The following is a 25,669-nucleotide window of genomic DNA, read 5'->3' on the forward strand; positions in this document are numbered from 1 at the left end:
TGGGGCAAGGCCGCCGCGGGATGACATCCCTTGGGTCGGGCGCTTGACACCCGCCCTACTGCGTGGCGTACTGCGGATTGCGTCAGCGGACAAGACGGGGGTGAGTCAACTGGCGGAGCAGAGGTATCCCAATGTGGCCGAACTCGTGATGTCCGCCCGGGAGTTGGCGGCCCACCGCCCCGAGCTCAGCTCCCTGCGCCAGGTGGGCTCGTCGCGCGCAGGAAGGCCACTGCACCTGCTGTCCGTCGGCCGCTCCCGCCGCGCCGTCCTGATCGTCGCCGGCGCGCACTCGAACGAACCGACCGGCGGTTCGACGCTGCTCAACCTCGCCGAGTGGGCCCTGCGGGACGAGGACCTGCGCTCGGACACCTCCTGGCACTTCCTCCTGTGCGCCGACCCGGACGGCGCGAACCTGCACCGCACGCCCGCCCCGCGCACCCTGTTCGACTACCACCGGCACTTCTTCCGCCCCGCGGGCCCCGAGCAGCCGGAGTGGTCGCCCTCGGTGCTTCCGCCCGACCGGCTGCCGCCCGAGACCCGCACCCTGACGGGCGTCATCGACGAGCTGCGCCCCTACCTCCAGGTGTCCCTGCACGGAACCGATCTCGGCGGCAGCTGGGTGCAGTTGACGCGGGACATACCGGGGCTCGCCGAGCCGTTCGCCAAGTCCGCGGCGGAGCTGCACATCCCGGTGGAGACGGGGGCTTCGGACGCCGCGGGCTGGCCGGTCTCGGGGCCGGGGGTGCATGTGCTGCCGGGCCCCGGGTCCGCGGCCGCCTATCCGAGCCTCCCCGAGGACGCCCGGCACACCACCTGGCACCACGCCCACCGGTACGGCGGCCTGACCGCCATCGTCGAGGTCCCGATGTGGGCCAGCGACCTGGTGGACGACCTGACCCTCCATCCCTCCCCGGTGCTCGCGCTGCGCGGCTTCTCGCAGCGGCTGCGCCATGACGCGCGCCTGGTCGAGGACATCCTCCGGGAGGCGCTGCCGCGGCTCCCCGAGGCGCAGGGGCCACTGCTGCGCGCGGCGCGCTGGGCACTCGACCTGGTGCCCGGCCTGGCCGACGACTGGGCGGGGCTGCCGCCCGCCGGGACGTCGATGGCGTACATCGGCAGCGTCGACGCCTTCGGACGCCGTCTTCCGCTGCGGGCCGCCGCGATGCTGCTGCGGGTCCTTGACGCGGCGGGCGACCGGGCCGCGCCCCGCCTCGAACGGCTCGTCCTGCACTGGAGCGACGCGTTCGCCGAGCGGTTCGGGGCGCGCTGGGTGCCGCTGGCGGACCAGGTCGAGCACCAGTCACGGACAACGGTCGCGGCCGTGCGCCACGCGCGCGTGCGGGGCGATTGACGGCACGCACAACTGACCGCACGCACAACGCGCGCCGTCCCCGAAGGGGCTTCACGAACCGGAGAGCCGGAAGCCCATCTTCCCGAAGCTGATCTGATCGCCGTCCTGGACGACGGCCGCACCGATCACCCTGCGGCCGTTCACCGACGTGCCGTTGGTCGACCCGAGGTCGCGCAGCACCCACATGCCGCCCTGCCTGCTCAGCTCGGCGTGCACCCGGGAGACGGTCTCGTGGCTGAGCCTGAGCCCGTTCGCGGGGTCGCGGCCGATCCGCAGCGGATGCGGGTTCGTCGGCACCGGCAGGAGCAGCTTCGGCAGCTTCTCGGCCTGCCAGGCCCTGCGCAGCCTGACCGTGAACCCGGAGACCGCGCCGACGGTGCCGAACACCGCCCGCGAGAAGCGCCCCTCGGTCCGCAGGTCGGCGGTGAGCGCGGCGAGTTCGTCGGGCTGGCGAGCGGCGAGCGCCAGCTCCATGCGCCGCACGAACGTGTCGTGCGACAGCTTGCCGAGGGCAGCGCCCTCCCTGAGCACCTCAAGTGCCCTGTCGCGCTCGGCGTCGGTCAGCCGCGCGGGGTACGTGTGGATCTCAAAGGACGACGTCACCCTGCTGATTGTCGGTCAGCTCGGCCGGGGTGTCCAGAAAACGCGGAACGACCCCGGACCGATCACTTCTGCAGCACGATGGACGGGCGTCACCACTGATGACGTACGGATGAAGACAGATCGACACGGATGACCGGCAGCGGATGACAGACAAGGGGGAACTGTCAGTGGAGTTCGAGGTGTGGGCACCGGGAGCGGAGCGCGTGGCGCTGCTGTGCGAGGGCACCACGCGCGCGATGGAGCGCGCCGACGGCCGGGCCGGCTGGTGGACGGCGGAGGCGGAGGCCGCCGACGGGGCGCGCTACGGCTTCTCGCTCGACGGCGGCCCCGTGCTGCCCGATCCCCGCTCGCGGCGCCAGCCGGACGGCCCCGACGGGCTCAGCGCCCTCGTCGACCACGACCGGTACGCGTGGCGCGCGCCCTGGGCGGGGCGCGGGGTGCGGGACGCGGTCCTGTACGAGCTGCATGTGGGGACGTACACACCGGACGGCACGCTCGACTCGGCCGCGGGGCGGCTCGGCCATCTGGCCGAACTGGGCGTCACACATGTGGAGCTGATGCCGGTCTGCCCGTTCCCGGGGCAGCACGGCTGGGGCTACGAGGGCGTGTCCCTGTGGGCCGTGCACGAGCCGTACGGCGGCCCCGAGGCACTGAAACGCTTCGTCGACGCGGCGCACGCGCACGGCATGGGTGTCGTGCTCGACGTGGTCCACAACCACCTCGGGCCGTCCGGCAACCATCTGCCCGCGTTCGGCCCCTACTTCACGGACACCCACCACACGCCGTGGGGCGCCGCGGTCAACCTGGACGCCCCCGGTTCGGACGAGGTGCGCGCGTATCTGATCACAAGCGCGCTCGCGTGGCTGCGCGACTACCGTCTGGACGGCCTGCGTCTGGACGCGGTGCACGCGCTGCGGGACACGCGCGCGTGCCACTTCCTGGAGGACCTTTCGGCGGCCGTGGACGAGCTGGCCGGGGAACTCGGCAGGCCGCTCTCGCTGATCGCCGAGTCCGACCAGGGCGATCCGCGGGTCGTCACCCCGCGCGCGCAGGGCGGTCTGGGCCTGCACGCGCAGTGGAACGATGACTTCCACCACGCGCTGCACACCGCGCTCACCGGCGAATCGCACGGCTACTACGAAGACTTCGCCCACGCCCCCTTCGCCGCGCTCGCCAAGACGTTCACGGGCGGCTTCTTCCACGACGGAACGTACTCGACCTTCCGGGGGCGCAGGCACGGCCGTCCCGTGGACCGCGCCCGGACGCCCGCGTACCGCTTCCTCGGCTATACGCAGACCCACGACCAGATCGGCAATCGCGCACAAGGAGACCGGCTCTCCGCCTCCCTCTCCCCCGGCCTGCTCGCCTGCGCCGCCGTACTCACCCTCACAGGACCGTTCACGCCGATGCTGTTCATGGGCGAGGAGTGGGGCGCCGCCACACCCTGGCAGTTCTTCACGGACCACACCGATCCCGAGCTCGCGGATGCCGTGCGCCGGGGCAGGCGGCGGGAGTTCGCCGCGCATGGGTGGGCCGAGGACGACATCCCGGATCCGCAGGACCCGGCCACCAGGACCCGCTCCTGTCTCGACTGGGCCGAGCCCCTGACCGACCCGCACGCGCGCGTGCTGGCCTGGTACCGCGAGCTGATCGCCCTGCGCCGCGCCCTCGGCGACCTCCTCGACCCCGATCTGGCGGCGCTGCGGGTCGCGTACGACGAGAGCGCGCGCTGGTTCGCGGTCCGGCGCGGTGATCTGCGGATCGCCGTGAATATCGGCAAGGAGGCGGTCGACATCCCGTTGGGCGGCCGGGGAGCGCGAGTGCTCGCGGCGTGGGAGCCGGTCACCGCGCCGGGCGCGGACGGGCTGCTGCGGCTGCCCGCCGAGTCGTGTGCGGTGCTCGCGACGCCATGAGGCCGACGGCAGGGGTCAGTTGACGATCGCCAGCTCGCGCGGGGTGGAGTTGAGGCGGCGTACGCCGTCATCGGTGACCGTCACGATGTCCTCGATGCGCACTCCGAAGCGGCCCGGCAGATAGATGCCGGGCTCCACGGAGAAGCACATCCCGGGCACGAGCGGCAGCTCCTCGCCCTCGATCATGTAGGGCGGCTCGTGGGTGGTGACGCCGATGCCGTGCCCGGTGCGGTGGATGAAGTGCTCGCCGTACCCGGCTTCGGTGATCACCGCCCGCGCCGCCCTGTCGACGTCCTGGCAGGCGGCGCCGGGCCGCACCGCGCGGCAGCCGGCCTCCTGCGCCTCGCGGACTATGTCGTGGACCCGCTGCTCCTCGGCGTCGGGCTCGCCCACGTGCACCGTGCGCGAGGTGTCCGAGCCGTAGCCGTGCAGCAGGCCGCCGAAGTCCAGGACGACCATGTCGCCGCGTTCGATGACGCGGTGTCCCGCCTCGTGGTGCGGATTGGCGCCGTTCGGGCCGGATCCCACGACGGTGAAGTCGACCTGGGAGTGCCCGAACTGCCGCAGCAGATCGGCGAGATCGGCGGCGACATCGGTCTCCTTGCGGCCCGCGAACGAAACCTTCTTGATCTCTTCGTACGTCGAGTCCGCGGCGGCACCGGCCGCCGCGATGCGTTCGAGCTCCGCGGCGTCCTTGACGGCGCGCAGCATGGGGAGCGCTTCGGTGAGGGACACGTAGGAGGTGTTCGGCAGCTCCTTCTGGAAGCCGAGCAGATGCATGGCCCAGGAGTTGTCGCTGATCCCGAAGCGCCCGTCGACATCCAGGAGCGGCGCGGTCGCGGCGTAGGGGTCCTTCCCGTCGGTCCAGTCGCGCAGCGAGAGCGCGCTCGCGCCCGCCGCCCGCCCTGCGTCCGGGGCCTCCAGGGTGGGCACCACGAGCACCGGCTCCTGGCCCGCCGCGAGCACCAGGACGGTGAGGCGCTCGGTGTCGGCGGTCGGCCGGTAGCCGGTGAGCCAGACCATGTCGGGGCCGGGTGCGACGAGCAGTCCCGCGAGCCCCGCGTCCGCCGCGGTGGCCGCGGCACGGTCCATGCGGGCCTTGTAGTCGTCGGCGGTGAAGGGCGCGGGGGTGCCGGTCATGGGGGCCTCCAGGGCTGCTCACTGGTGCGCGTACGGCCTGCTGCTCGTACGGCGCGCTGCCAATGAAGCCGATCCTGCCCGCACCGCCGCGCGTGCGCGACCGGGTTACGGCGGCCCCCGCCACGTCCCTTCACGTTCACGCACGTTCACGTCGCTTCACGTCACGAAGCCCGGCGTCACCGACAGGGACTGCCGCCCTCCGCTCTCGTGGCGGACGCTCACCGTGACGTTCCTTCCCGGGGCCGCGGCGGCGACCGCGGCCGCAAGGGCCTTGGCCGAAGCGGTGCGGGTCCCGCCGAAGGCGAGCACCACGTCGCCGCGTACGAGACCCGCGGTGTGGCCGGGACCCGGACTGTGCACGCCGACGAGCAGGGCCCCTGGCCCCGTGGGGGCGTCGACGGCCTCCACGCCGATGGCGGGGCGCGCGGCGGCCCGCTCCCCGGCCTTGTCCGGCTCCTTCCCCGGCGGCTTCGACGGCTTCGGCGGGGCGGCGGGCTTGGACGCGGTACCCGGAGCGGCCGGCGCGCCGGGCCCCGCCGGTCCTCCGGGTGCTTCCGGTCCCGTCTGCCCGCCCTGCCCCTTGGCGCCACCCTGTGCCTGGGCCTGCTTCTGTGCCTGCTTCTGCATGTCGGCGAGCTTGCTCATGCCGATGACAGTGGCGCTGACGGTGCCGAGCCCCACCCCCGACAGCACGAGGACGGCCGAGAAGAGCAGCCCGAGGAGCAGGGTGATCAGCCGCCGTCCGCGCCGCCGCGCGGCGTGCGGGCGGTGGCCGGGACCGGATCGGTGGCCCGTGCCGGATGTCCGCCGGGCACCGGCCTTCCGGCCCATGCCCAGCCTCCGGGCCATGCCGAGCCCGCCGCCTCTGCCGGACTTCCGGCCGATGCCGAGCTTCCGGCCTATGCCGAACTTGCCGCCTCCGCCGGAATCCTGTCCGGGCATCGGCTTGGGACGCAACGCAGTCTGTTCCATGGCTCGCCTCCGGCCACAGCCCTACCCGGCGTGACCCGGCGCGACGATTCACGAAAGAGTGACGTCCACGTGTGCGGCCGACGCGGACGCCGGCCGCCCGCGGTCTCCGACAGCCCGCGGTCTCCGACAGCCCGCGGTCTCCGTCAGCCCGCGTGACCTCCCTCGTGCCCGCTCCCGCCGTGGCCCCCGTCATGACCGCCGTGCCCCGCCCCGTGGTCGAACTTCAGGGCCTCCTTCGGCATGACCACGAAGGGGCGCATCATGCCCATGTCCTCGTGCTCCAGGAGGTGGCAGTGGTACATGAAGCGGCCGTAGGCACCGTCGAACTTGCCCATCACGCGCAGCATTTGACCGCCCGGGACCAGGAAGACGTCCTTCCAGCCCCGCTCGTTCGGGGCGAGGGGGATCTCCGTCTTCGGGTCGAAGGAGATCGGGGCCCGGGTGCCGCCCACGGTGACGTCGAAGCCTGACGCGTCGTACGCGTCGCGGCCCAGGAGCTGGAAGTCAGCCAGGTGGATGTGCATGGGGTGGGTCACCGGCGGGTCCACCGCGAGGTTCAGGAAGCTCCACTGTTCGTGGCTGCCCTCGGCGATGGTGAAGCCCAGGCCGTCGTTGAAGGTGCGGGCCGTACGGCGATAGGTCTTGGTCTTGCCGTCCGCACCCCGGACCTGGATGATCCCCTCGGTCGGGACGCGGATGTCGCCCGCGTCCTTGATCTCGGTCATCTCCCAGATCTCCGGGTGGCCCCCGCCGCCCTTCGTGGCGGGCGGCGTCAGGACGACCAGGCGGTGGCCGTGCTCCATGTCGTGGCTCAGCGGGCGGAACGAGCCCGAGAGGATCTCCGGGAGCGAGAAGGGGTCGTCGCACTCGGCTTCCCGCACGCGGAACTCCATGACCTGCGGGTAGCGAACGTCGTTCGCCGGGTCCGGCACCCCGGGGGCCTGCCCCCTGCCCTTGTTCACCAGACGCACCCGCTTGCCCGCGAGCGCGCGGAAGTCGATCAGCAGGTCCATCCGCTCGGCCGGGGCGACGGTGAGCGTGGGCAGCGCCTCGTCGAAGTCGACCGGCACGGGGCGCGGCAGCAGGCCGCCGTCGCTGCCGATCTGGTGCAGGGCGCCCCGCACCGGGTTGTTGTCCTCGTCGACCAGGACGAGGTCGTAGATCCGGGCGTTCGACGCGTTCACCAGGCGGAGGCGGTGCCAGGCCGCGTCGACGTCCGCGTACGGCCAGATGCGGCCGTTGACCGTGCTGAACGGGCCCGTGAAGGGCAGCGACACCGGCTTGCCCGTCTCCGGGTTCTTGGGCTGGACGATCACGGTCTTGTGCAGCAGGCGGCCGTTCAGACGTCCGTCCTCGTCCGTGTCCAGGTTCCGGTCGGCGAGCAGGAGCGGGATCTCCCGCTCCCCGGAGGGGAGATGGAGCGCGTCCTCCTCGTCGTCCCTCACCAGATACGTGCCGTAGAGCCCCGCCTGGACGTTCCAGCGCGTGATGTTCATGGCGTGGTCGTGATACCACCACTGAACCGCCTGGTGGTCGTTCGCGTACTCGGAGAGCTGCGCGTCGCCGGTCCCCACCGCGTTGTCCGCCCACCCGTCGTTGCCCCCGCCGGTCTGCGCGCCGTGCAGGTGCGTGACCGACCAGGGCGGCAGCGCGGCCACGTCCTTGTTCGGTGCGACGCCCGCCCGGCCCGGCAGCGTGGCGGGGCTCGGGTCGGCCCGCGGCACCTCCACGGAGGTGACGGGATACTCGCTGCCCTTCGGGATGCGGTTGGTCCAGGCGATCCGGATGCGACGGCCACGCCGCACCTCGATCGTCGGGCCCGGCACGCAGCCGCCATACCCCCACATCAGGGTCGGCGGCAGCTGCGGATGCAGCCGGATCCAGGCCGGCCGCAGCGCGATCTCGGTCTCCGCGGGCACGTCGGTCTCGTCGCGCATGTCGACGGAGTCCGGCCGCAGGACCGGCGGCACCGGCAGCGGTGTGACGTACGGAGTCAGCTCCCCCGGTGCCGGTGCCGGGGTCGCGTCCGCGTCGGCGGGCCCCGTCAGGCGGTCGGTGATGCGCTCGATGATGTCGGTCAAGATGAACACCCCCGTGTTGATCAATGCAAAGCAAGAACGCGATGCAAAGCAGTGCAATGGCCGCTGGTGTGCGGCCGGTTGAACGGCCCGGTCAGTGGCCGCCCCCTTACATCAAAAGACTCGCGACGCCTCGGCCAAGTTCCGCGAATCCCTCATTCCGCAAGAAAAGTATCGGAAACCCCATATGGAATCGGGTAGTCCTGTTGAGGGTCTGGCGTCAGTGACCGCTGTTACTTTCGGAGCATGACCGAACGTGCACTCCGTCTGCTGCGACAGGACCCACGTCTGGCCGAGCTGGCCGCGTTCCCTTTCGCATTCGACCTGTCCCGCGCGGACCACGTCGAAGAGGTCCGCCTCGCGTCGGGTGGGCCGCTCGAACCGATCGCGGGGGACGATTCCGGGGGCACGTATTTCGTCTGCGGGGACGGATCCGTGCTGTACGCCGACTCCGAGGGGTCCGCGGGGACCATCGGGGACAGCGTGGACGAGGCCCTGGAGATCCTCGTCGGCCTGCCCGGCTGGCACGACTACGTAGGCCTGTCGCCCACCGACGGCGAGGCGCGGATACTCGCCGAGATCGCCGACACGGAGGGTGACTTCCGCGAGGACTGCGTTCCCGATCTCGACGCGCGCCGCACCGAGCTGAGAGCCGCGCTCGGGCTCCCCGAGCGCTCCCCCGCACAGCTTGTCGCGCGCCTGCACACCGCGCTCCTGCGCACCGAACCGGACCACCTCCTCCTCAACGCGGTCGAGCACCTGGCGTACCAGCGCCTCGACCCCCACCCGCGCCCGCCCTTGTGGGAACAGGTGCTCGCCAAGGGCCGCACCGACCTGGCCCTGCTGCGGACGGGCGACCGCACGGTCTGGGACGGCGTCGCCGGGGACCGGCCGCGCCGGGTGGCTGCGCTGCGCGCCGCGCAGTACGACCGGCGGAACACCGACCGCGCACTCCTGCGCCACCTCCTCAAGCACGAGGCGGACGCCTCCATGTCCGACGAACTGCGGCTCGCCGTCGTCCTGGTGGGGCTCCATGGCCTTGCCGAGGACCTGCCGCTGCTGCGCGAGGTCCACGAGACGACGTACGACACCTGGTGCGGTCTCGCCGGGCTCCCGGACGAGGCCGGTCAAGTCCAGGAGTGGGCTCGCTCGTTCGACGATTCCAACTATGGGATGGACCCCGACGACGAACCGGAATCCACCTGGCTCGAACTCGCGCGGGACCAGGGGATGGTGGAGGCCGCCCGCACCTATCTGATCCGCGAGCTGGACGACACGGGTCCCGACACGGCACAACTGGCCGTCCTACGCGACGAGTTGGCACTGATCGGCGACTACACCCAGGCGATACGGGCGCAGCGCCTGCACCGCTCGCTCCAGGACACCGACGAGGGCCGCGCGGCGGCCGACGCGCGCCTCGCCGAGCTGGAGCGCAGGGCCGTGGAAGCGGCAGCGGCGGAATCGTAGATTTTCCCGCACCGGTGCGGCCGCCGCCTCTAGGCTGCGGGACGGAGATCAGCTCGGCAGGAGCGGGAGTACGGCATCGGCTCCGGGCGGGGGATCGAGATCACCTCCGGGAAGGACCGCCCACATGACCGACGCACCGCTGCCCGCGGAGCTGCTCCTCGACCGGGACGTCTCCGACGACCTGCGGCGGGAGCTGGTCTCCGCGCTGGAGGGCCTCGGCGTCCACACGGCGCGGGTGCGCCGCGCGGTCGACCACCGGGGCGCTGCGGACATCCCCTGGATCATGCTGGCGTCCCTGCCCCTACAGGCGTTCCTGAGCGGGCTCGGCGCGGAGGCGGTCAAGGACTCGTACACGGCGTTCAAGGATGTCGTACGCCGGTCGTCGCGCGCGGCGGATCCCGCTCATGGCACTGACCCCGCCGGTCCCGCTCCTCGGCCGCTGGTGCTCCAGGACCGGCGTACGGGACTGCGCGTGGTCCTGGAGCCGGGTCTGCCGGGCGAGGCGTACGAGCAGCTCCTGGGCCTCGACCTGGCACGGTTCAGCGAGGGGCCGCTGCACTACGACAGCGCGCAGGGCCGCTGGCGCTCCGAACTGGACGAAGCGGCCGGCTGACCCGCCGGGGAACGGAGAACGGGGAACGGGGGTGGTGTGACGTGGGGCCGCATGCTGACCTGGGCCGTGCGGAAGAGGCGTGTTCCGGGGCGGAAGAGGCTTGCTCCAGGGGTGAGTCGAGCCTGGCGCGCCGCGACGGGGACGCCGCCGAGCGGGACTTCCTGGATGCGCTCGCCCTGGTCGGGGAGCGGGACAGAGAGGGCCGGGACGGGGAGGGCCGGGACGGGGAGGGCCGGGACAGGGTGGACGACGACGGGGGAGGCCGCGAGGCCATCCTGGGCCGCGTCCATGTCGGGCTCGGGCGGGTCCGCCTCGCGGCGGGGGACGCCGAGCAGGGTGCCGTCGAGTTCGAGCGGGCGCACGAGTTGCGGCCCGACGATGCCGGGCCCCTGCACTGGCTGGGGTGCGCGGCGGCACACCGGGCGGCGTACCAGGCCGCGGACGCGTACTTCACCTCGGCACTCAGGTGTGCGGGACCCCACCGCCGATCGCTGGTCCAACGCGCTTACGCACGCGCGCGGTTGGGGCGGTACGCGGATGCGCTGGACGATCTGCGCGCGGCGAGCGACAAGGACGTGCTGGACGCCGACGCACGCTGGGTGATGGAGGCGCTGTCCGGTGGCGGCGCGTCGGGTGAGCTCGCCCTGCTGCTGCGGAAGGCGGCGCTGGCCGGGATGCCGGGTGGTTCAGGAGGGTGCGGCGAGTCCGGGACGGGTCGGGCTGGGGGTCGGGCTGGGGCTGGGGGTCGGGCTTGGGACCGGGATCGGGTCGCCCTCCTGATCGATGCCTCCCGGCGGCTGCCCGGTCCGGTGGAGGGTGAGTTCGTGCCGCTGTACGCGGTCGCCCTCGTACTCGGCGGGCGCCGCGAAGCCGCCGTCGAACTCCTGGAGGACGCCGCCCGACGCCACCCCGCCGACCACCGGATCACCCACACGCTGGCCCTCGCACTGCTCAACTCGGCTGACACACAAGGCCGTACGGACGATGACGCCGCGCAACGCTGGGAGCGGTGCGTCGCCGCCTGGGGCGCGCTGCTGCACGACGACGCCTTCTGGGAACACCGGCGCGCATCTGCCGAGGCCAGGTTCGGCGTGCCCGTGGAGGAGGCGCTCGACGCGGGGCTCCGGGCCGATCTGCGGGAGCTACTTGAGCGGCGGATGCCGGAGGGCGACGCAGGGGGCCGCGTGCCGCCGGGGGCGCTGCTTCAGCGGGAGGCGGATGCCGCGAAGATCGTGGCCGGGGTGGGCGGGTTCGCGGCCGGGCTCGGTGGTGAGACCCTGGTGTGCGGGCCGTTGCGTGTCGCGGGGCTTGGCCTGGTCGACGACTTCGGGGCGTTCGCCGCGACCGGCGTCGGCACCGATGCTGATTCCGGTGCGGGTGCGGACGTGGGCGCGGGTGCGGGTTCAGGTGCGGGCGCGGACGCCGATGCGGGTGCCGGTACCGGTACCGACGGCCGGGCTCAACTGACCTACGCCTTCTCCGAACTCGGCTTCGCCCAGCTCCTGCTGAAGCAGGGCAAGCCCGCCGAAGCTCTCGCCGCCCTCACCGAGTTGCGCTGCCGCAGGTGCCGCGAGCGGACGACCACGAACCAGGCGAGCACAACTCAGGCGAGCACAACTCGGCGTAAAGACGCGGCGAGTCCGCCCCCCGTGGCCGCCGCCATCTGCGAACCGGGCTGCGGCCGCTTCGACGAGCTGAACCCCTCCTACGCCGGGCACCCCGACAAGCACCGCCGCCTCGCGCGCGACGCCCGCACCCTCGCGCTGCGGGCCCGGCTCGATCTGGGGCGCAGTCAACTCACCGCTGATCGCCCCGACTTCGGAGCTGCGGCGGCATCCTGGCGGCGCGCCCTCGTGCACAGCAGGGAGCTGGAGCGCTACCGCGAGACCCAGGCAGCCGTCGTCGACCTGGCGCTCGGCGCGGCGCGCGCGGCGCATCGCGCGGGGGATCCGACGCGGGCCGTGGACACGCTCGACGCGGTGCGTGCCATTACCGGAGCCAATGAAAGAGGCCGCCTGGAGGGGCAGTTGGCGCGGCTGCTCGCCGACCGAGGCATCTCGGCGGTCAACCGGGACGGCACCTCGCTCGACGCGCCCGCCGAGGATCTGCGGCGCTCCGTCGCCTTCAACCCGCATCTGCTGCGCGCACAGGTCAGCCTCGGTGTCGTACTGCGCGGGCTCGCGGCGCGGCGCTGGCGTTCGGGGAGCGTGTCCGGGGCCAGGGCGACCCTGCAAGAAGCACTGGACCAACTCACCGCGGCGCTCGTCCACTTCCCCGGCGATCCCGAGCTGACCGAGCAGCGCGACGCGGCCGTCGCCGACCTGGATCACGTCACGGCAGAACAGCAAGAGAGCGGGAGGTGACGGCGGCCGATGCTCGCCTATGAAGAACTCCGCATCCGCATCCGCCCCATCGGCATGTCCCGCTATCTCGTCACCGCCAACGGCCCCGCGACCGCCGCCGAAGTGATCGCGGTGAACGGCGAGCCTGCCGCGTTCCGTGCCCAGTGGGACCAGCTGATCTCGGCCGAGCTCGGCCTGTCCCCCATGGGCGAGCAGCACACGGTGGCGCAGCTCAGGGGCCTTGGCCGCGGCGTCTTCCGCCTGCTCTTCGGAGCGGGCGAAGGCGAGCGGCACCCGGAAGGTGTCGGTGCGTGCGTCGGCCTGGCGTTGGAGCGGGCGCAGCGGATGCGGCCCGCGCGCGGGCTGCGGATCCGGTTCGACGTGCCGGAGGAGCTGCGCGACCTGCCGCTGGAGGCGCTGTGCGCGCCGCCGGGGCAGCCGCAGCAGTCGCTCGCCCTCAACCACGGTTATTCGCTGGTGCGTTCGCTGCCCGGTGGCCCGCTGGGCCAGCGCCTTCCCGAGCCCGCGGACGAGCCGAGCCTGATCCGGCTGCTCGTGGCCTGTGCGTCACCCGTCGGCGCGGGCCTGCCGCCGCTGCGTCCCGACGCCGAAGTAGCCGCTCTGCGCCTTGAGTTGCCCGAGGTCGCCGTGCAGACCACGGTGCTCGGACGGGCGACGCGCAAGAGCCTGGAGGCGGCCATCGGCGCCCACTCCCCCTTGCCGACCGCACTGCTGCTCATCGCGCACGGAACGTACGACCACGAACTCGGCAAAGGCGTGGTGGCCCTGGAGACCGAGGACGGCGGCGTCGACCGCGTGCCAGCCGATCTGCTCAGCGGGATCCTCCTGAAGGCGCCGGGGCTGCGCCTCGTGACGCTCAACCTCTGTTCCGGGGCGGACAGTTCGCTCGCTGAGCCGTTCTCCGGGCTCGCCCAGGCACTGATCGGCGGGGGTGTGCCCGCCGTGGTGGCGATGCGGGGGCGGGTGAGTGACGTGTCGGCGGGGCAGTTCAGCCCGGAGCTGTTCAAGGGGCTCGCGGCGAACCGCACCATCGACGAGGCCATGGGCGCCGCGCGCCGCCGCATCTCGCATCTGCCGGGGCACACGGCGGTGGAGTGGGCGACGCCCACGCTGTTCCTGCACGAGTCCTGTCGGCAGGGCTGGCTGTTCAAGGCGCGGGAGGTACGGGACGACGGCGGCGCCGTCGCCGATCCGCTGCGCGAGGGCGCGGACGCGCTGCGGGCCTTCCAGAGCCCGGTCGGGCACGTCGACTCGACGGTCCTGATCGGTGCGGCGCGGTACCAGCGCGATCTGGGGCAGTGGGCGCAGGTGCAGCGGATACTGCGGGCCGAGACCCGTCAGTTCGAGGACGAGCAGCGGCGGCTGCGGGCGGAGGCGGCGTTCGAACTCGCCTGGGACGAGCTGGAGAAGCTCTGCGCCCTGCTGGCGGCCGAGCGGGACGCGGACGCCGTCGTCGACCAGTTCGCGTCCCTGCGCGACGCGCTGCCCGGCCCGCCGCCGGCCTGCCTCACGGCGGAGGTGGAGCGGCTCCGGCACCTCACGGGGCTCGCGGAGCGGGCGCGCGCCGCCGAGGAGGCCGGTGACTGGGGCGAGGCGATCGCGCGCTACGAGGAGCTGCTCACCGCTCACCCGGCGGGCATCAGGGGCACGGCGGCCCGCCTCGCCGCGGCCCGCGACGAACTCCACGTGGCCGAGGCCTTCGCAGCCGCCGAGCGGGCCCGCCACCGCACCGACTGGGCGACCGCCGCAGCCGCGTACGCCGATGTCGTCGCCCGGCGCTCCGGCCATGAGGGTGCCAGGGCGGGCGCCGAGTACGTGGGCGGCCGGGTCGCGCAGGACGCCGGGGAGTGGGGCACGGCTGAGGCGGGGTACGTGGCGTGCGCGGGGCTCGCGGATTCCGTGGCGCGGGTGGCGTACGTCCGGGGGCGGGGGGCGGCCGAGGCGGGGGATTGGGGGGCAGCGTACGAGGGGTTCGCTGAGGCGGAGGCGCTGAGGGCGGAGGCACTGAGGGCGGAGGGTGGCGACCTGCGGCCGACCGTCGAGAACCCCGGAGAGAACGCCGGAGAGAGCCCCGGAGAAGACCCCCAAGAGGCCCCTGAGGAGAGCCCCGGCCCCGACCTCCCCTCCTGGCACGCCTACGCCTCCGGGCGAGTCGCCGAGGGTGAGCGTGCCTGGGCCGAAGCCGTCGAGGGGTTCGCCGGCGCCGACGGCTTCCTGGACGCGGGCGTACGGCTGCTGTACGCGCGGGGCCGGGGTGCCGCGGACCGGGAAGCCTGGCCCGAGGCGCTTGTCGACCTGGAGGCCGCCGCCGCTCAAGGGTGGGACACGGAGCCGTGGTTGAGCGGGCTGCGGGAGCGGACCTACCGAGGGGCTCTGGACGCGGCGGCGGTCGGGAACTGGGCGGACGCGCTGGCGAACCTCGACCTGTTGCCCCCTGGCTACCGCGATGTGGGGCCACGCAAGTGCTACGTCCAGGGCCAGGTCGCGGCCTCCGGCGGCGACTGGCCGAAGGCGGCGGACGCGTTCGGTGAGTGTGTCGCGGCGGGCCCGGCCGATGCGGGCTGCGGATTCGACGACGCCGACGCGCTGCGGACGTACGCCGAGGGGCGCCGCTGCCAGGACGAGTCGCGCTGGCAGGACGCGCTCGCCTGCTTCACCCGGCTGTCGTCGGACCTCCTCGACGTGCCCGACCGCCTCCTGTACGCACGCGGCCGGGCAGCCGACGCCCGCGCCGAGTGGGCCGGCGTGATCGACGGCTTCGGCCGACTGCCCGACACCTACGCCCATGGCGAGGTCCGCGACCGCCGCCGCTACGCCCGCGCCCGCGTCGCCGCCGAACTGCGCGGCGACTGGGGAGCGGTCCTGAGCCTGCTCACGGACGTACCGGACACGGGCCGCGCCGGCGCGGTCGGCGCCCTGCGCCGCAAGGCGGAGGGCCGCCTCGCGGAGGCGGCGGGCGACTGGGCCGGAGCGTGCGAGATCTATGCAGGGGCGCTTGCCGCAGACGCGGAAGGGGGCGGCGATTGCGCGGGGGATGTCCGCGCGGAGGGGACGCACACGGAGGACTCCCCAACGGCGTACGGCGACGCGGAGAGCGCCCACGCGACGTACGCCGACGCGGCGACCGCTGACGCGCAGGGCAGCGGCGGTCACACGGCCGATGCGCAGTACACCGACACGACGGGCACCGAAGCCGAGGACAGCAGCACGGCGGACGCCGCCACGACGGCCACTGACGCGCAGGACAGCCACGCACAGCACACCGACACGACGGACGCCGAAGCAGAGGACGGCGGCGGCACGCAGCGCGACGGCAACCGGGCCAGTGGCACGCCGGGGGTCCGCGCGCAGGACACCGAAGCGAAGGACGACAGCACGCCGGACGGCGACACGCGGGCCGCTGACGCGCGAGACAGCGGTACACACGATCGCGGCACGCCGGACCGCCTCACGCACCCCCCCGACATGCACGCCCCCGACACGCAGGACGCCAACGCACAGGACAGCACCCCGCACTCCCCCACCACGCGAGACAGCAACCCCGACCCCTGCCCAACCGGCCCCCACGACGCCCCCCACCAAGAGCTCCACCACCTCCACCGCTACGCCCTCGCCCGCACCCACGAGCTCGCCGGTGCGTGGGAGGACGTCTGTCGTGCCTACGAGGCGCTGCCCGACAGCTGGGCCGATGTCGTGGTGCGGCGGCGGTACGCGCGGGCGCGGATCGCCGAGGGTGGCGCCGTGAGTGCCGTGGAGTGGCGTGCCGTCGTGGCCGCCTTCAGTGCCGTGGAACCCGGGGCTTTCGAGGACGCCGCCGCCCGCCGGAAGTACGCCCTGGTGCGGCTCGCCGAGGCCGAGGGGGACTGGGGCCGCGTCCAGGAGGAGGCCGCCTCGCTCGGGGATCACCGGGATGCCGCGGCGCTCGGCTCCTACGCCCGCGGGCGCCTGGCCGACGCCCACCAGGAGTGGCGGCAGGCCGTCGACGCCTTCCGTGCGTGCCTGCGACATCGGGACGCGGAGGCCCATCTTGCCTATGCGCAGGGGCGGTTGCTGGAGACGGACGGGCGATGGAGCGATGCCGTCGCCGCGTACGAGCGGGCCGGTGGCGGACTCGACCGAGCCGACGCCCGGTGCCGCAGGCTTCGACGGCTCCTCGAACTGCTGCCGTGGGCCGACGGGTTGACCAGTGCCCCGCTGGTGGCCGACCCCTTCGCGTCGAGCGACCGCACGTACCCGTACTTCGCGCTGCGTGACGCGGGCGTCGACCCCGGCGCCACCATGGACGTCGTCAACGACGCCTCGTACACGCTCCTCGAACGCGGCGGCATGACCTGGTCCGAGCGCGTCGCCTGGGACCGGCTGCGCCTTCCGGGGCGGCGGCTCCAGCTGGACGCCCTCCTGTACCGGTGGCACTCCCCCGCCGCGCTGCGCGACGCGATGGCCGGGCTCTCGCCGGACGAGGGGGCGGGGGCGGGGCTCATCGGCGACCTGTGCGAGCGGTTTCCGCAGGACGCGCCCCTCCTGCTGCTGCTCGCCCGGGACCGGGAAGCGGCCGCCGCCGAGTGGGAGCGGCGGCTCGCGGCGGCTCCGGGGGACATGGCCGTCGTGCACGGACTGGCCGCCGCCCGGTTCTGGCAGGCCCAGGAGCTGGAGCAGAGCGGGGCCTGGGAGCACGCCGTCACCGCCTGGGAGTCGGCGCTCGCCTACTGGGCGACACTGCTGAGCGACGACGAGTACTGGGACGGCTGGCGCGCCGAGCGCGCCGCCTGCTACGCACGGGACCTGCCGGGCGAGGACATGGCCCAGCTGCGCCTCGAACTGAGCCAGCACCTCTTCGGGCAGCTGTCCGTCTGCGAACAGCGCCACACCGAGCAGGATCGCCCCGAACAGGCCGCCGCTTACCAGGAGTTGGCCGCCCTCCTGGAGGCCGAGCTGGGCGCGGCCCGCGTCCTGAAGGACATGGGCGGCCTGCGTGACGTGCCGGGCGCGGGCGCCGCACCGCTCGCCTGCGGCCCCCGCTATTTGCGCCTGCTCCACCTGGAGGCACCGCTCGGCGCGCTCGCCGCCGCTCTGGACGCGGCGGCCGAGCAGGGCAAGGACCCCGGCGTCTACGCGGTACGCGAACTGCGCTGGGCCTTCTCGGAGTTGGCGCAGAGCTTCGTCCTCTCCGAAGTCCACAAGTTCGGGCCCGCCCTGCGCGCACTGCCCGCCTTCGCCACCCTGACCACGCTGCCCGCCGACTGCGCGGGCCCGACGGCGGGACCCACGCCGTCCGCGCACATCGAGGCCTGCGCGCACTGCGAGGACTTCCTGCGCCGCAATCCCGCGTACGTCCAACTGCCCGATCGACGGACCAAGTTGCTCCAGGACGGCGTCGAGCTCGCCGTGCGCGTGCGGCTCTCCCTCGCCCGCACCGCCCTCACCGACGGCGCGGGCGGCCTCGCGCGCGCTCTGGAGGAGTGGTCCGAGCTCGTCAAGGTGTCCCGGCGGGCCGGGATGCAGGCCCGCAGCAAGAAGGCGGTGGTCACCGCCGTGCTCGGCCGCGTCGAGGCTCTGGTCGACCGGGGCGGCGCCCAGCGCGGCGACTGCCTGGACGAGGCCGTCACGCTCGTCGAGGCGGTGCCGCCGGTCCTGCATCCGCTCGACCGCGACCTGGTGGACCAACTGAACACCAAACTCTCGGCGTTGCTGTCGATGCGCGGCGTGTGGCGCGGCTACACCCGCACCAAGTACGGCATGCGCTCCGACGCCTATGGGGCGGAGGCCGACCTGCGCCGCGCCCTGAAGCTCAACCCGGCGTCCAGCCACGCCCGCGACAACCTGGCGCGCGCCCTGGTCTTCACCCTCGACGCGCACACGCACACGATCCCGGGCCGCCTGAAGATCCTCCACGAGGCGCTCGGCCTCCTCGACGTGGGCCTCGGGCAGGCCCTGACGCACGGCTACCGCGAGACGCTCGGCGAGGCCCTCGACGAGCTGGAGCGGCTGCTCGCCCGGGATCTCGGGGTGGACGGACTGCGCGACCTGATGCGCAGCGACAGCGAGGAGACGCCGCCCGACGAGAGCGAACTGGCCGCCTGGGCACGTCTGTTGACGGACCGCGCCGAGGACTCCCTCGGCGCGGGCGACATCCAGCGCACCCTGCACCATCTGATCCGCGCCACCCGCGCCGACCCGACGAACAGCCGCATCCGGCGCGCACTGCTCGACGCCGTCCAGCGCAGGCTCGACGCGCTGACGGACGGCGACGGGCCGCAGGACACGGACGGGCAGCAGGACACGGACGGGCAGCAGGACACACAGGAGGAGGCTCCGTGATCAAGGACCCGTCGACAGGCTGGGACGGCGGCCCGTTCCCCTACGACGCGCTCGCCGAGGTGGGCGTCACCCCCAGGACGTCGCACGCCGACCTCCAGGACGCCTCCTTCGAGCTGCTCGCCCGGCGCCTGATGACCCCGGTCACCCAGCAGGCATGGGACGAACTGCGCGTCGTACGCCGCCGGATGGTGGTGGAACTCCTTCTGCACGACGTGGACTTGGAGTCGGCCGTCCCCGCAGCAGAGGCCGCGCTCGACCGCGCACTCGCCGCCGCCGAGCACCCCGAACCGACCGCCATCCCGCTCCCGGAGGAAACCGCCCGCCTCCTCGACGACCTCATCACCTTCGACACGTGACGCCCCCGCGACACCGAGGAGCCCGCCTTCGATGAGCACGCAGGACCCGCACCCGCACCCCGCGACGACGGCCACCGCCGCACGCCTCGCCTACGAGAACTCCCTGGCCCTGACCGCGCGGGACGCCGCCCACCGGGCGCTGACCGAACAGCTGCTCCTCGTGCTCGCCGACACCCTGGACTCCTTCGACCGGCTGCTCGCCGAAGGGGCGGACGTCGACCCGAATTCGTACCGCAGAAGCCTGGAACTGATCGCCCGGCAGCTGGAGACGGCCCTGACGGGACAGGGGGTCGAGCCCGTGGGCCGGGTCGGCGAGCGCGCCGATCCCGCGACCCATCACGTCACCGAGGTCCGCACCGCCCCCGGAGCGGCCGACGACGAGGTCCTGGAGATTGTGCAGCGCGGATATCGATACCGGGGGCACGTCCTGCGCGCCGCCCGGGTAGTTGTCGCCGTGACCGGCGGCGCCGAGCAGGGAACGGAGCGTTCATGAAGGCCATCGGCATCGATCTCGGCACCACGAACAGCGCGGTGGCGGCCCACGACCCGCACCGCGCGGACATCGCGGTGCTCACCAACAGCAAGGGCGAGCGGCTCACCCCGTCCGTGGTGGGCCTGGCCCGGCAGGACCGCCCGCACCAGCCGCTGGTCGGCGAGGACGCGCTGAACTGGGCGATCAGGCAGCCCAAGGACACCGTGGTGTCCGTGAAGCGCCTGATGGGCCGCGACTTCGCGGACACCTCGGTGGCCGAGGCGCGCGGCAGGCTGAGCTACGAGATCGTCGCGGGCCCCGACGACGACCCGCGCGCGCACGTGGTGCTCGGCGAGAGGACGCTGACGCCCGCCGACGTCTCGCGGATGATCCTGGAGAAACTCGTCCAGGACGCGACGCGGACCCTGGGCGAGCAGGTGACGCACGCCGTGATCACCGTGCCCGCGTACTTCCGCGACGCCCAGCGGGCCGCGACCCGTGAGGCGGCCGAGCGTGCGGGCCTGGTGGTGAAGAAGATCGTGGACGAGCCGACGGCCGCCGCGGTCGCCTTCGGCCTGCACAAGCCGGGCGGCGAGCGCAGCCGCGTCCTGGTCTACGACCTGGGCGGCGGCACCTTCGACATCTCGGTCCTGAACGCGGTCAAGGACCGCGATGGCAACAGCCAGTTCCAGGTGCTGCGTTCGGCCGGCGACATCTGGCTCGGCGGCGACGACTTCGATCTCGCGATCGTCGAGCGGATCATCCAGTGGATGAAGGACGAGCACCAGGTCGACCCGTCGGGCGACAAGGCGTTCCTCTTCCAGGCGAAGAAGGCGGCCGAGCGCGCCAAGCGGGAGCTGAACGACCTCGACGAGACGTACATCGTGATCCCGGCGGCCCACCGCAGCCACAAGGGTGTCCTCGTCGACGTCGAGATGACGCTCTCCCAGGGCGAGTTCAACGCGATGATCGCACCCCTTGTGTCCCGGACGATGGGCCTGGTGACGGAGACCCTCGGCCGCTACGAACTGGCGCCCACGGATATCTCCGACGTCCTCCTGGTGGGCGGCGGCACGCTCACGCGGCCCGTCTACGAGGCGGTCGAGGCGTACTTCGGCAAGGACAAGGTCCGCAGGAACATCAACCCCATGGAGTGCGTCGCGTTCGGGGCGGGTGTGCTCGCCGAGACCCTGGACGGCGTGGAGTGCCCCGACCCGCAGTGCGCGAAGGTCAACGACGACGCGGCGCAGACCTGTGAGGACTGCGCGGAGAGCCTGGTCAACGCCCGCCCCGTCGGCTCGACCGGTCTCTACGAGTCGACGCCCATGGCGATGGGGATCGCCGCGGTCAAGGGCGATCAGCGTGATGTGTTCGTCGAGATCATTCCGGCGGGTTCGCCGTATCCGCTGCCCGAACCGCGCCGGCGCACCTTCCACGCGACCGACAGCCGCCGCATCCGCGTCCCGGTCTACGAGGGCGACAGCCAGGTGGCGAGCGAGAACCACGAGCAGGGCGTCGTCGAGTTCGACCTCCCGCAGGAGATCGAGGTCAACCGGCACGTGGACGTGTCGTTCAACTACTCCGCCGACCGCATCATCACCGTACGCATCAGTGTGCGCGGCACGGACATGACGCTTGAGGCGACCCCGAACCGCGAACGGCCGAGGACCCCGCCGCCGGAGACGGGCGCGGAGGTCGACAGCCATGTACTGCGCGAGGAGCTGGGGTACGCCGAGCGGGAGGCCGATCACTTCCTGAAGCGGTACGGCACGTACATCGAGCCGGTGCAGGCGATGAAGGTGCGCCGCGACATCGAGCAGGCCCAGCGGGCGGCGGCGATGGGCGACAGCGGCGAGTACAAGCGGCTCACCGAGCTGCTGCTCGACGACGTGTTCCACCAGTGCGGTCTGGCCAGCCAGTTCCGGCAGGCGGAGCTGGCGTCGGAGGGCGCGCCGCCGGACACGGTGCGGCAGATCAACGAGGCGGTCGACTACGTCAAGCAGGCCCACCGGCAGGGCAACCGGGTGCAGACGGCGCAGCAGGCCCGCAACCTCCGCAGTCTGGTGGCGGTGGCCCAGTCGGAGCGCCGGGTGCAGTCGCTGCCCGACCGGCCCGACTACGGCGGCATCCTCCAGGTCGGGGAAGACACGGTCGACGGATGACCGCGGCGGTGGGGCGCACCCCTGTGTGCCTCGGGCTCGACTTCGGCAGCACGGGCGTGCGCGCGCTGTTCGCGCTGCCCGGAGAGGCAGCGCGACGGCTCGACGACGCGGCCGGCGACTGGCCGTGGCCGCTGTGCGAGCCCGCCCCTGCGGGCGTACTGCCCGTCACCTTCCCCAGCGTGAAGAGCCGGCTCGGCAGCGGGCGGCCCGTCCTGGTGCGCGGGGCGTCGCTCCCGCCGGAGCATCTGGTGGTCCCGATGCTGCGGGTGCTGCGGGAGCGTGTCGAGGCCCGGACGTCGGGGACGGTCGCGCAGACCGTGATCAGCGTGCCCGCGGCCTACCGGTCGGCGCAGCGTTCGGCGCTGCGGGACGCGGCGCGGGAGGCGGGGCTCGCGCCCGCGCGGCTGATCAGCGACGCGATGGCCGCGGTCGTCGGGCACGCGTCGGAGCGGGAGAGCGGCACCTTCCTCGTGTACGGGATGGGGTACGAGGGGTTCGAGATCGGCCTGGTCCGCGGTGTGCGGGGCCACTACCGCGCGCTCGGCCACGAGGGGGCGGTCACCTCGGGCGGGCGCGCCTTCGACGGGGAGGTGCTCTCGTCGGCGGTACGGCTGCTGCGCAGGCACCGCGGCCCCGGATCGGTGTCGGGGGTCGCCCCGGAGGTGTGGCTCGCGCTGCGGGCGCGGGCGCAGGAGGCGCGGGAGGCGCTGAGCACGCCGGGGAGCGCGGGGGCCGCCGAGCTGTCCCTGGACGTGGGCACGGGGCCGCCGCTGGAAGTACGGATCACCCGGCCCCATCTGGACGCCTTCCTCGCCCTGCATGTGCGGCGCACGGTGGACCGGGCACGGTCGCTCCTGGACCAGTCGGGGATGACACCGGCGGACGTGGATACGCTGCTTCTGACCGGCGGCAACACCCTGATGGAGCAGGTGAGTTCGGGGGTGGCGGAGCTCGGCGGCCACCGGGTGCAGGCACCGCCCGAGCTGCTCGCCCTGGGGGCGCTGAAGCACGCGGTGCGGCTCGCGGGCGGTGCGGCGGCCGGGTCCGCCGCCCTGGAGGAGGGCCCACTTCAGCCCGCCGACCCCGCCGAGGACACGCTCTCGGACCCGCCTGCCCTGACGGCCACGCTGGTCGGGGGCGCGGGCGGGAGCGGGGGCGCGGAGCCGGTGCGGGGCGCGCCGCCCAGCAGGGACGTGGAGCGGGCGCGGGTACTCGCGGGGCAGGGGCGCACGGATGAGGCGGTGGCGCTGCTGCGGGGGATCGTCGCGGAGGCGGGGGCGCTGCTCGACACGCTCACGTCGAAGGCGGCGCGGGCCGCGCAGGCATCGCAAGCACCGCAGGCACCGCAGGCATCGCAGGCACCGCAGGCATCGCTGGACGCACCGCCGAACGCGCTGCCGGTTCCGCCACCGGTGGCCGCCGAGTCCGACACCCCGCCTCCCGCCGACCGGATCGCGATGCGGCAACTCGCCCGAGCCGAGAGCCTGTTGGAACTCGGGCGGTACGACGATGCCGTGCAGGCCTCGCACGCGGCGTGGCTCGGGGCGGCCACCAAGGCCGCGGGCGCCGACGTGCTCGACGCGATGATCGACGTGCACTGCGCGGCCGCGATGGCCGACTCCGCGCCCGGTCACTTCCCCGACGCCGAGCGGTGGCTGCGGTGCGCGTACAGCCATGACCCGACCAGCGAACGCGTGCGCGGGCTCCTCGCCGAGCGCACCTACCGGCACGCGGTCGAAGTGCAGCGCCTCGGGGGACGCGATGAGGCGATTGAGGCCCTGGGGAAGTGCCTCACATGGGATCCTGAACACGCCGATGCCGAGGCCTTGTTGCGGCGGTTGAACCGCGACGGAAGGAGCCGGCGAGGCCCGAGAGCAGGGGGAAGCGTTTGACGCCCGCAGAACTGCTGGACAAGCAGAAACTCGTCGACGAGTTGCAGCGTCTGGCAGCCCATCCATCACTCGCACCCCGCTCGGCCGAACTTGCGGTACTTGCACAGGACTTGAAACCGGCCCACCAGCTCGACCGGTGGGCCGAGGTGGACCTCGTGGACGCCTACGTACGCCCAGAGAGCGTGGTCACCCCGCCCGTCGGGCAGGCGGGGCGGCACGACGGCCGCCTCGAAGCCGCGCTGGGGATCCTCGTCTTCATCCCGCTCCTGGTGACGTGGTTCGGACTGCGGGAGGCGGTGCGCGCGTACGGGGAGCTGAGCAAGGAAGACCCCAAGGAGTCGACGCGGCCCTTCCTCCAGCTGTGGCAGTCCGGCTTCGGCGGGCATCTGTCGGCCCTCGGCCGCTTCGAGAACGTCGCGCTGATGGCGGTGCTCCTGATCGCCCTCCTCGTGCTGCTCTCGGTGTGGCACGCGCGGGTACGGGCGCGCACGGAGCGGGAGGAGGTGGAGCAGCAGAGCGAGCGCGAGCGCCTGCTCGCCGAGCTGGCGTCCGTCCTCACGCGTACGCAGATGGTGCTCGCCCCGCACCGCAGCGCGTCGCCCCAGCAGTTCACCTCCGAGCTGACCAAGGCGGCCACCCAGATGCAGTTGCTCGCGTCGAAGGCGGAGACCAGCCACAAGGCGCTCACCGGCACGACGACGGCGGTGAGCAGGTCCATCGACGCGCTGAAGGCCGCGGCGGACGCACTCACCGTCGAAGTGCCGAAGCTGGGCGTCGCGGCGTCCCGCATCGAGCAGACCTTGCGCGACGGCAGGACGGCGGCGGACAAGGCGAGCGTGGCAGGCACGGACGCGGCGCGCGGCATCGCCGATCGCGTCAAGGCGGCGGGCGACACGGTCGAGGCCTCCCTGAAGTCCCTGATCGCGGCCCAGCAGTCACTTGTCACCAAGTCGGAGTCGGTGGCGGCGGCCACCGACCGGGCGTCGCAGGCGCTGGTCGCCAGCACGGGGCGCACGGGCGACGCGGTGGAGGGGATGCGCGAGGCGACGGAGCGGTGGGACGCGGCGGCGGCGCACTGGCAGGACGCGGCGGCGCGGCTCGACGCACGGATCGGGGCGCTGGTGGGGGCGTCGGGCCTGCCGGGCTCTGCCACCGTGCCCGCGTCGGCCTCACTGGGGACGCGGACCGTGCCCGCGTCGGCCGGGGCCGACGGGAACGGACATGCGTGGGGCGGCTCGAACGGCGATCCGGCCGGTGGCCATGGCGATCCGACCGGTGGCCACGGCTACCCGGCCAACGGGCACGGCGGCGGCGACGGACGGACCGCCGCTGACCCCCGCAACACCGACGGCCCGGACGGCCCGGACGACGATCTCCGGAGCGAGGCGACCCGCGTGCTGCCCGCCCGCGGACGTCACATCCCCTCCCCAGCGGGCCCTGTCGACGCGCCGCCGCAACCCCGGCACCAGCCGCCCGGCGGGAGCGACGCGTGAGCCGACCGCGGCGCCGGGGGCGGATCAGCGTGGTGGTCCTCGCGGGGTGGCTCTTCGCCGATCTGCTCCTCGTCCTCGCCCTGGTGTCGATGGCCGACCGCCCCGACCCCCTGGCCGACCGCCCCAAGGCGTCCGAGAGGGAGTCGAAGCCGCCGCCGTCCAAGCCCCCCACGGGCCCGCGCTCGGTCGAGCTGAAACCGGAGGAGTTCCGGGTCAAAGGCGCGGACAAGGGTGATCTCACCCGGCAGATCCACAAGAACACAGGGAAGTGGGCGGGCCGTGAGGCGGCGCTGGTGCTGACGTTCGGCGGTTCCCGCAACGGCGAGGCGTACGCGCACCGCGTCAACTCGCTGCTCGGCAAGGGCCGTCCGGACATGTTCACCAAGAAGACGGCGACGGACGACTTCCACAACCTGGGCGACCCCGCGTCGACGGCGAAGGTCCGGGTGTACTTCTACACGACGCCGGGCGGCTGA

The 25,669-nt window shown here is 73.2% G+C and carries 16 protein-coding genes; 12 read left to right on the top strand and 4 right to left on the bottom strand.

Annotated elements, in window-relative coordinates; genetic code table 11:
- The first annotated feature begins 100 nt into the window (after nt 1-100).
- Entirely contained in the window at nt 101-1,351 is a 1,251-nt protein-coding gene (locus M4V62_RS10945) for a M14 family zinc carboxypeptidase (RefSeq protein WP_249587057.1), read from the top strand.
- Nucleotides 1,352-1,402: 51 nt separating this feature from the next.
- Here the strand turns inward: M4V62_RS10945 and M4V62_RS10950 are convergent, their stop codons facing one another.
- Nucleotides 1,403-1,954: an FHA domain-containing protein gene (locus M4V62_RS10950; RefSeq protein ID WP_249587058.1), complete on the bottom strand. Its 552-nt coding sequence runs from the start codon at nt 1,952-1,954 to the stop codon at nt 1,403-1,405.
- A gap of 167 nt (nt 1,955-2,121) precedes the next feature.
- On the opposite strand from M4V62_RS10950, the gene treZ reads away from it, so the two are divergent.
- On the top strand, nt 2,122-3,867 hold the full coding sequence (gene treZ / locus M4V62_RS10955) for a malto-oligosyltrehalose trehalohydrolase (RefSeq protein WP_249592783.1): 1,746 nt from the start codon (nt 2,122-2,124) through the stop codon (nt 3,865-3,867).
- 15 nt (nt 3,868-3,882) lie between these two features.
- Here treZ and M4V62_RS10960 read toward each other — a convergent pair whose 3' ends face one another.
- From M4V62_RS10960 to phsA, 3 genes are all read right to left on the bottom strand, one after another.
- Complete coding sequence (locus M4V62_RS10960; protein WP_249587059.1) at nt 3,883-5,007, bottom strand: M24 family metallopeptidase; 1,125 nt, start codon at nt 5,005-5,007, stop codon at nt 3,883-3,885.
- 156 nt (nt 5,008-5,163) lie between these two features.
- On the bottom strand, nt 5,164-5,979 hold the full coding sequence (locus M4V62_RS10965) for a PDZ domain-containing protein (protein WP_249587060.1): 816 nt from the start codon (nt 5,977-5,979) through the stop codon (nt 5,164-5,166).
- A 143-nt stretch (nt 5,980-6,122) separates the two neighbouring features.
- Complete coding sequence (phsA, locus tag M4V62_RS10970) at nt 6,123-8,060, bottom strand: O-aminophenol oxidase PhsA (protein ID WP_425575002.1); 1,938 nt, start codon at nt 8,058-8,060, stop codon at nt 6,123-6,125.
- A gap of 243 nt (nt 8,061-8,303) precedes the next feature.
- Between phsA and M4V62_RS10975 the strand changes: the two genes are divergently transcribed.
- The 10 genes from M4V62_RS10975 to M4V62_RS11020 all read left to right on the top strand — a co-directional run bounded on the left by M4V62_RS10975 (nt 8,304) and on the right by M4V62_RS11020 (nt 25,669).
- A complete protein-coding gene (locus M4V62_RS10975; protein ID WP_249587061.1) occupies nt 8,304-9,524 on the top strand; it encodes a hypothetical protein in 1,221 nt (406 codons plus the stop codon).
- Nucleotides 9,525-9,648: 124 nt separating this feature from the next.
- Complete coding sequence (locus M4V62_RS10980; RefSeq protein ID WP_249587062.1) at nt 9,649-10,137, top strand: hypothetical protein; 489 nt, start codon at nt 9,649-9,651, stop codon at nt 10,135-10,137.
- A gap of 41 nt (nt 10,138-10,178) precedes the next feature.
- Complete coding sequence (locus M4V62_RS10985) at nt 10,179-12,500, top strand: hypothetical protein (protein ID WP_249587063.1); 2,322 nt, start codon at nt 10,179-10,181, stop codon at nt 12,498-12,500.
- Nucleotides 12,501-12,509: 9 nt separating this feature from the next.
- A complete protein-coding gene (locus tag M4V62_RS10990; RefSeq protein WP_249587064.1) occupies nt 12,510-18,818 on the top strand; it encodes a CHAT domain-containing protein in 6,309 nt (2,102 codons plus the stop codon).
- The gene (locus M4V62_RS10995; RefSeq protein ID WP_249587065.1) at nt 18,815-19,174 is read left to right on the top strand and encodes a hypothetical protein; all 360 of its coding nucleotides are present in this window, start codon (nt 18,815-18,817) and stop codon (nt 19,172-19,174) included. Before M4V62_RS10990 ends, M4V62_RS10995 begins: the two co-directional genes overlap by 4 nt.
- A 31-nt stretch (nt 19,175-19,205) precedes the next feature.
- Nucleotides 19,206-19,667 carry a nucleotide exchange factor GrpE gene (locus M4V62_RS11000; RefSeq protein ID WP_249587066.1) on the top strand — a complete coding sequence of 154 codons (462 nt, stop codon included), beginning with the start codon at nt 19,206-19,208 and terminating at the stop codon, nt 19,665-19,667.
- Complete coding sequence (locus tag M4V62_RS11005; RefSeq protein ID WP_249587067.1) at nt 19,664-21,808, top strand: Hsp70 family protein; 2,145 nt, start codon at nt 19,664-19,666, stop codon at nt 21,806-21,808. The genes M4V62_RS11000 and M4V62_RS11005 overlap by 4 nt, the downstream gene beginning before the upstream one ends.
- Entirely contained in the window at nt 21,805-23,700 is a 1,896-nt protein-coding gene (locus M4V62_RS11010; RefSeq protein ID WP_249587068.1) for an Hsp70 family protein, read from the top strand. The genes M4V62_RS11005 and M4V62_RS11010 overlap by 4 nt, the downstream gene beginning before the upstream one ends.
- The gene (locus tag M4V62_RS11015; protein ID WP_249587069.1) at nt 23,697-25,193 is read left to right on the top strand and encodes a hypothetical protein; all 1,497 of its coding nucleotides are present in this window, start codon (nt 23,697-23,699) and stop codon (nt 25,191-25,193) included. The genes M4V62_RS11010 and M4V62_RS11015 overlap by 4 nt, the downstream gene beginning before the upstream one ends.
- Nucleotides 25,190-25,669, top strand: coding sequence for a hypothetical protein (locus M4V62_RS11020; protein WP_249587070.1), 480 nt, complete (start codon nt 25,190-25,192; stop codon nt 25,667-25,669). The genes M4V62_RS11015 and M4V62_RS11020 overlap by 4 nt, the downstream gene beginning before the upstream one ends.

The organism is Streptomyces durmitorensis (assembly GCF_023498005.1).
In the GTDB taxonomy this organism is placed as follows: Bacteria; Actinomycetota; Actinomycetes; order Streptomycetales; family Streptomycetaceae; genus Streptomyces; species Streptomyces durmitorensis.

What these genes read in the sequence shown, in the direction of transcription:
- M4V62_RS10990 (WP_249587064.1), top strand. Translation starts at nt 12,510, where the DNA reads ATGCTCGCCTATGAAGAACTCCGCATCCGCATCCGCCCCATCGGCATG.
- M4V62_RS10965 (WP_249587060.1), bottom strand. Translation starts at nt 5,979, where the DNA reads ATGGAACAGACTGCGTTGCGTCCCAAGCCGATGCCCGGACAGGATTCC.
- M4V62_RS11005 (WP_249587067.1), top strand. Translation starts at nt 19,664, where the DNA reads ATGAAGGCCATCGGCATCGATCTCGGCACCACGAACAGCGCGGTGGCG.
- M4V62_RS11000 (WP_249587066.1), top strand. Translation starts at nt 19,206, where the DNA reads ATGAGCACGCAGGACCCGCACCCGCACCCCGCGACGACGGCCACCGCC.
- M4V62_RS10960 (WP_249587059.1), bottom strand. Translation starts at nt 5,007, where the DNA reads ATGACCGGCACCCCCGCGCCCTTCACCGCCGACGACTACAAGGCCCGC.
- M4V62_RS10980 (WP_249587062.1), top strand. Translation starts at nt 9,649, where the DNA reads ATGACCGACGCACCGCTGCCCGCGGAGCTGCTCCTCGACCGGGACGTC.
- M4V62_RS10975 (WP_249587061.1), top strand. Translation starts at nt 8,304, where the DNA reads ATGACCGAACGTGCACTCCGTCTGCTGCGACAGGACCCACGTCTGGCC.
- M4V62_RS11010 (WP_249587068.1), top strand. Translation starts at nt 21,805, where the DNA reads ATGACCGCGGCGGTGGGGCGCACCCCTGTGTGCCTCGGGCTCGACTTC.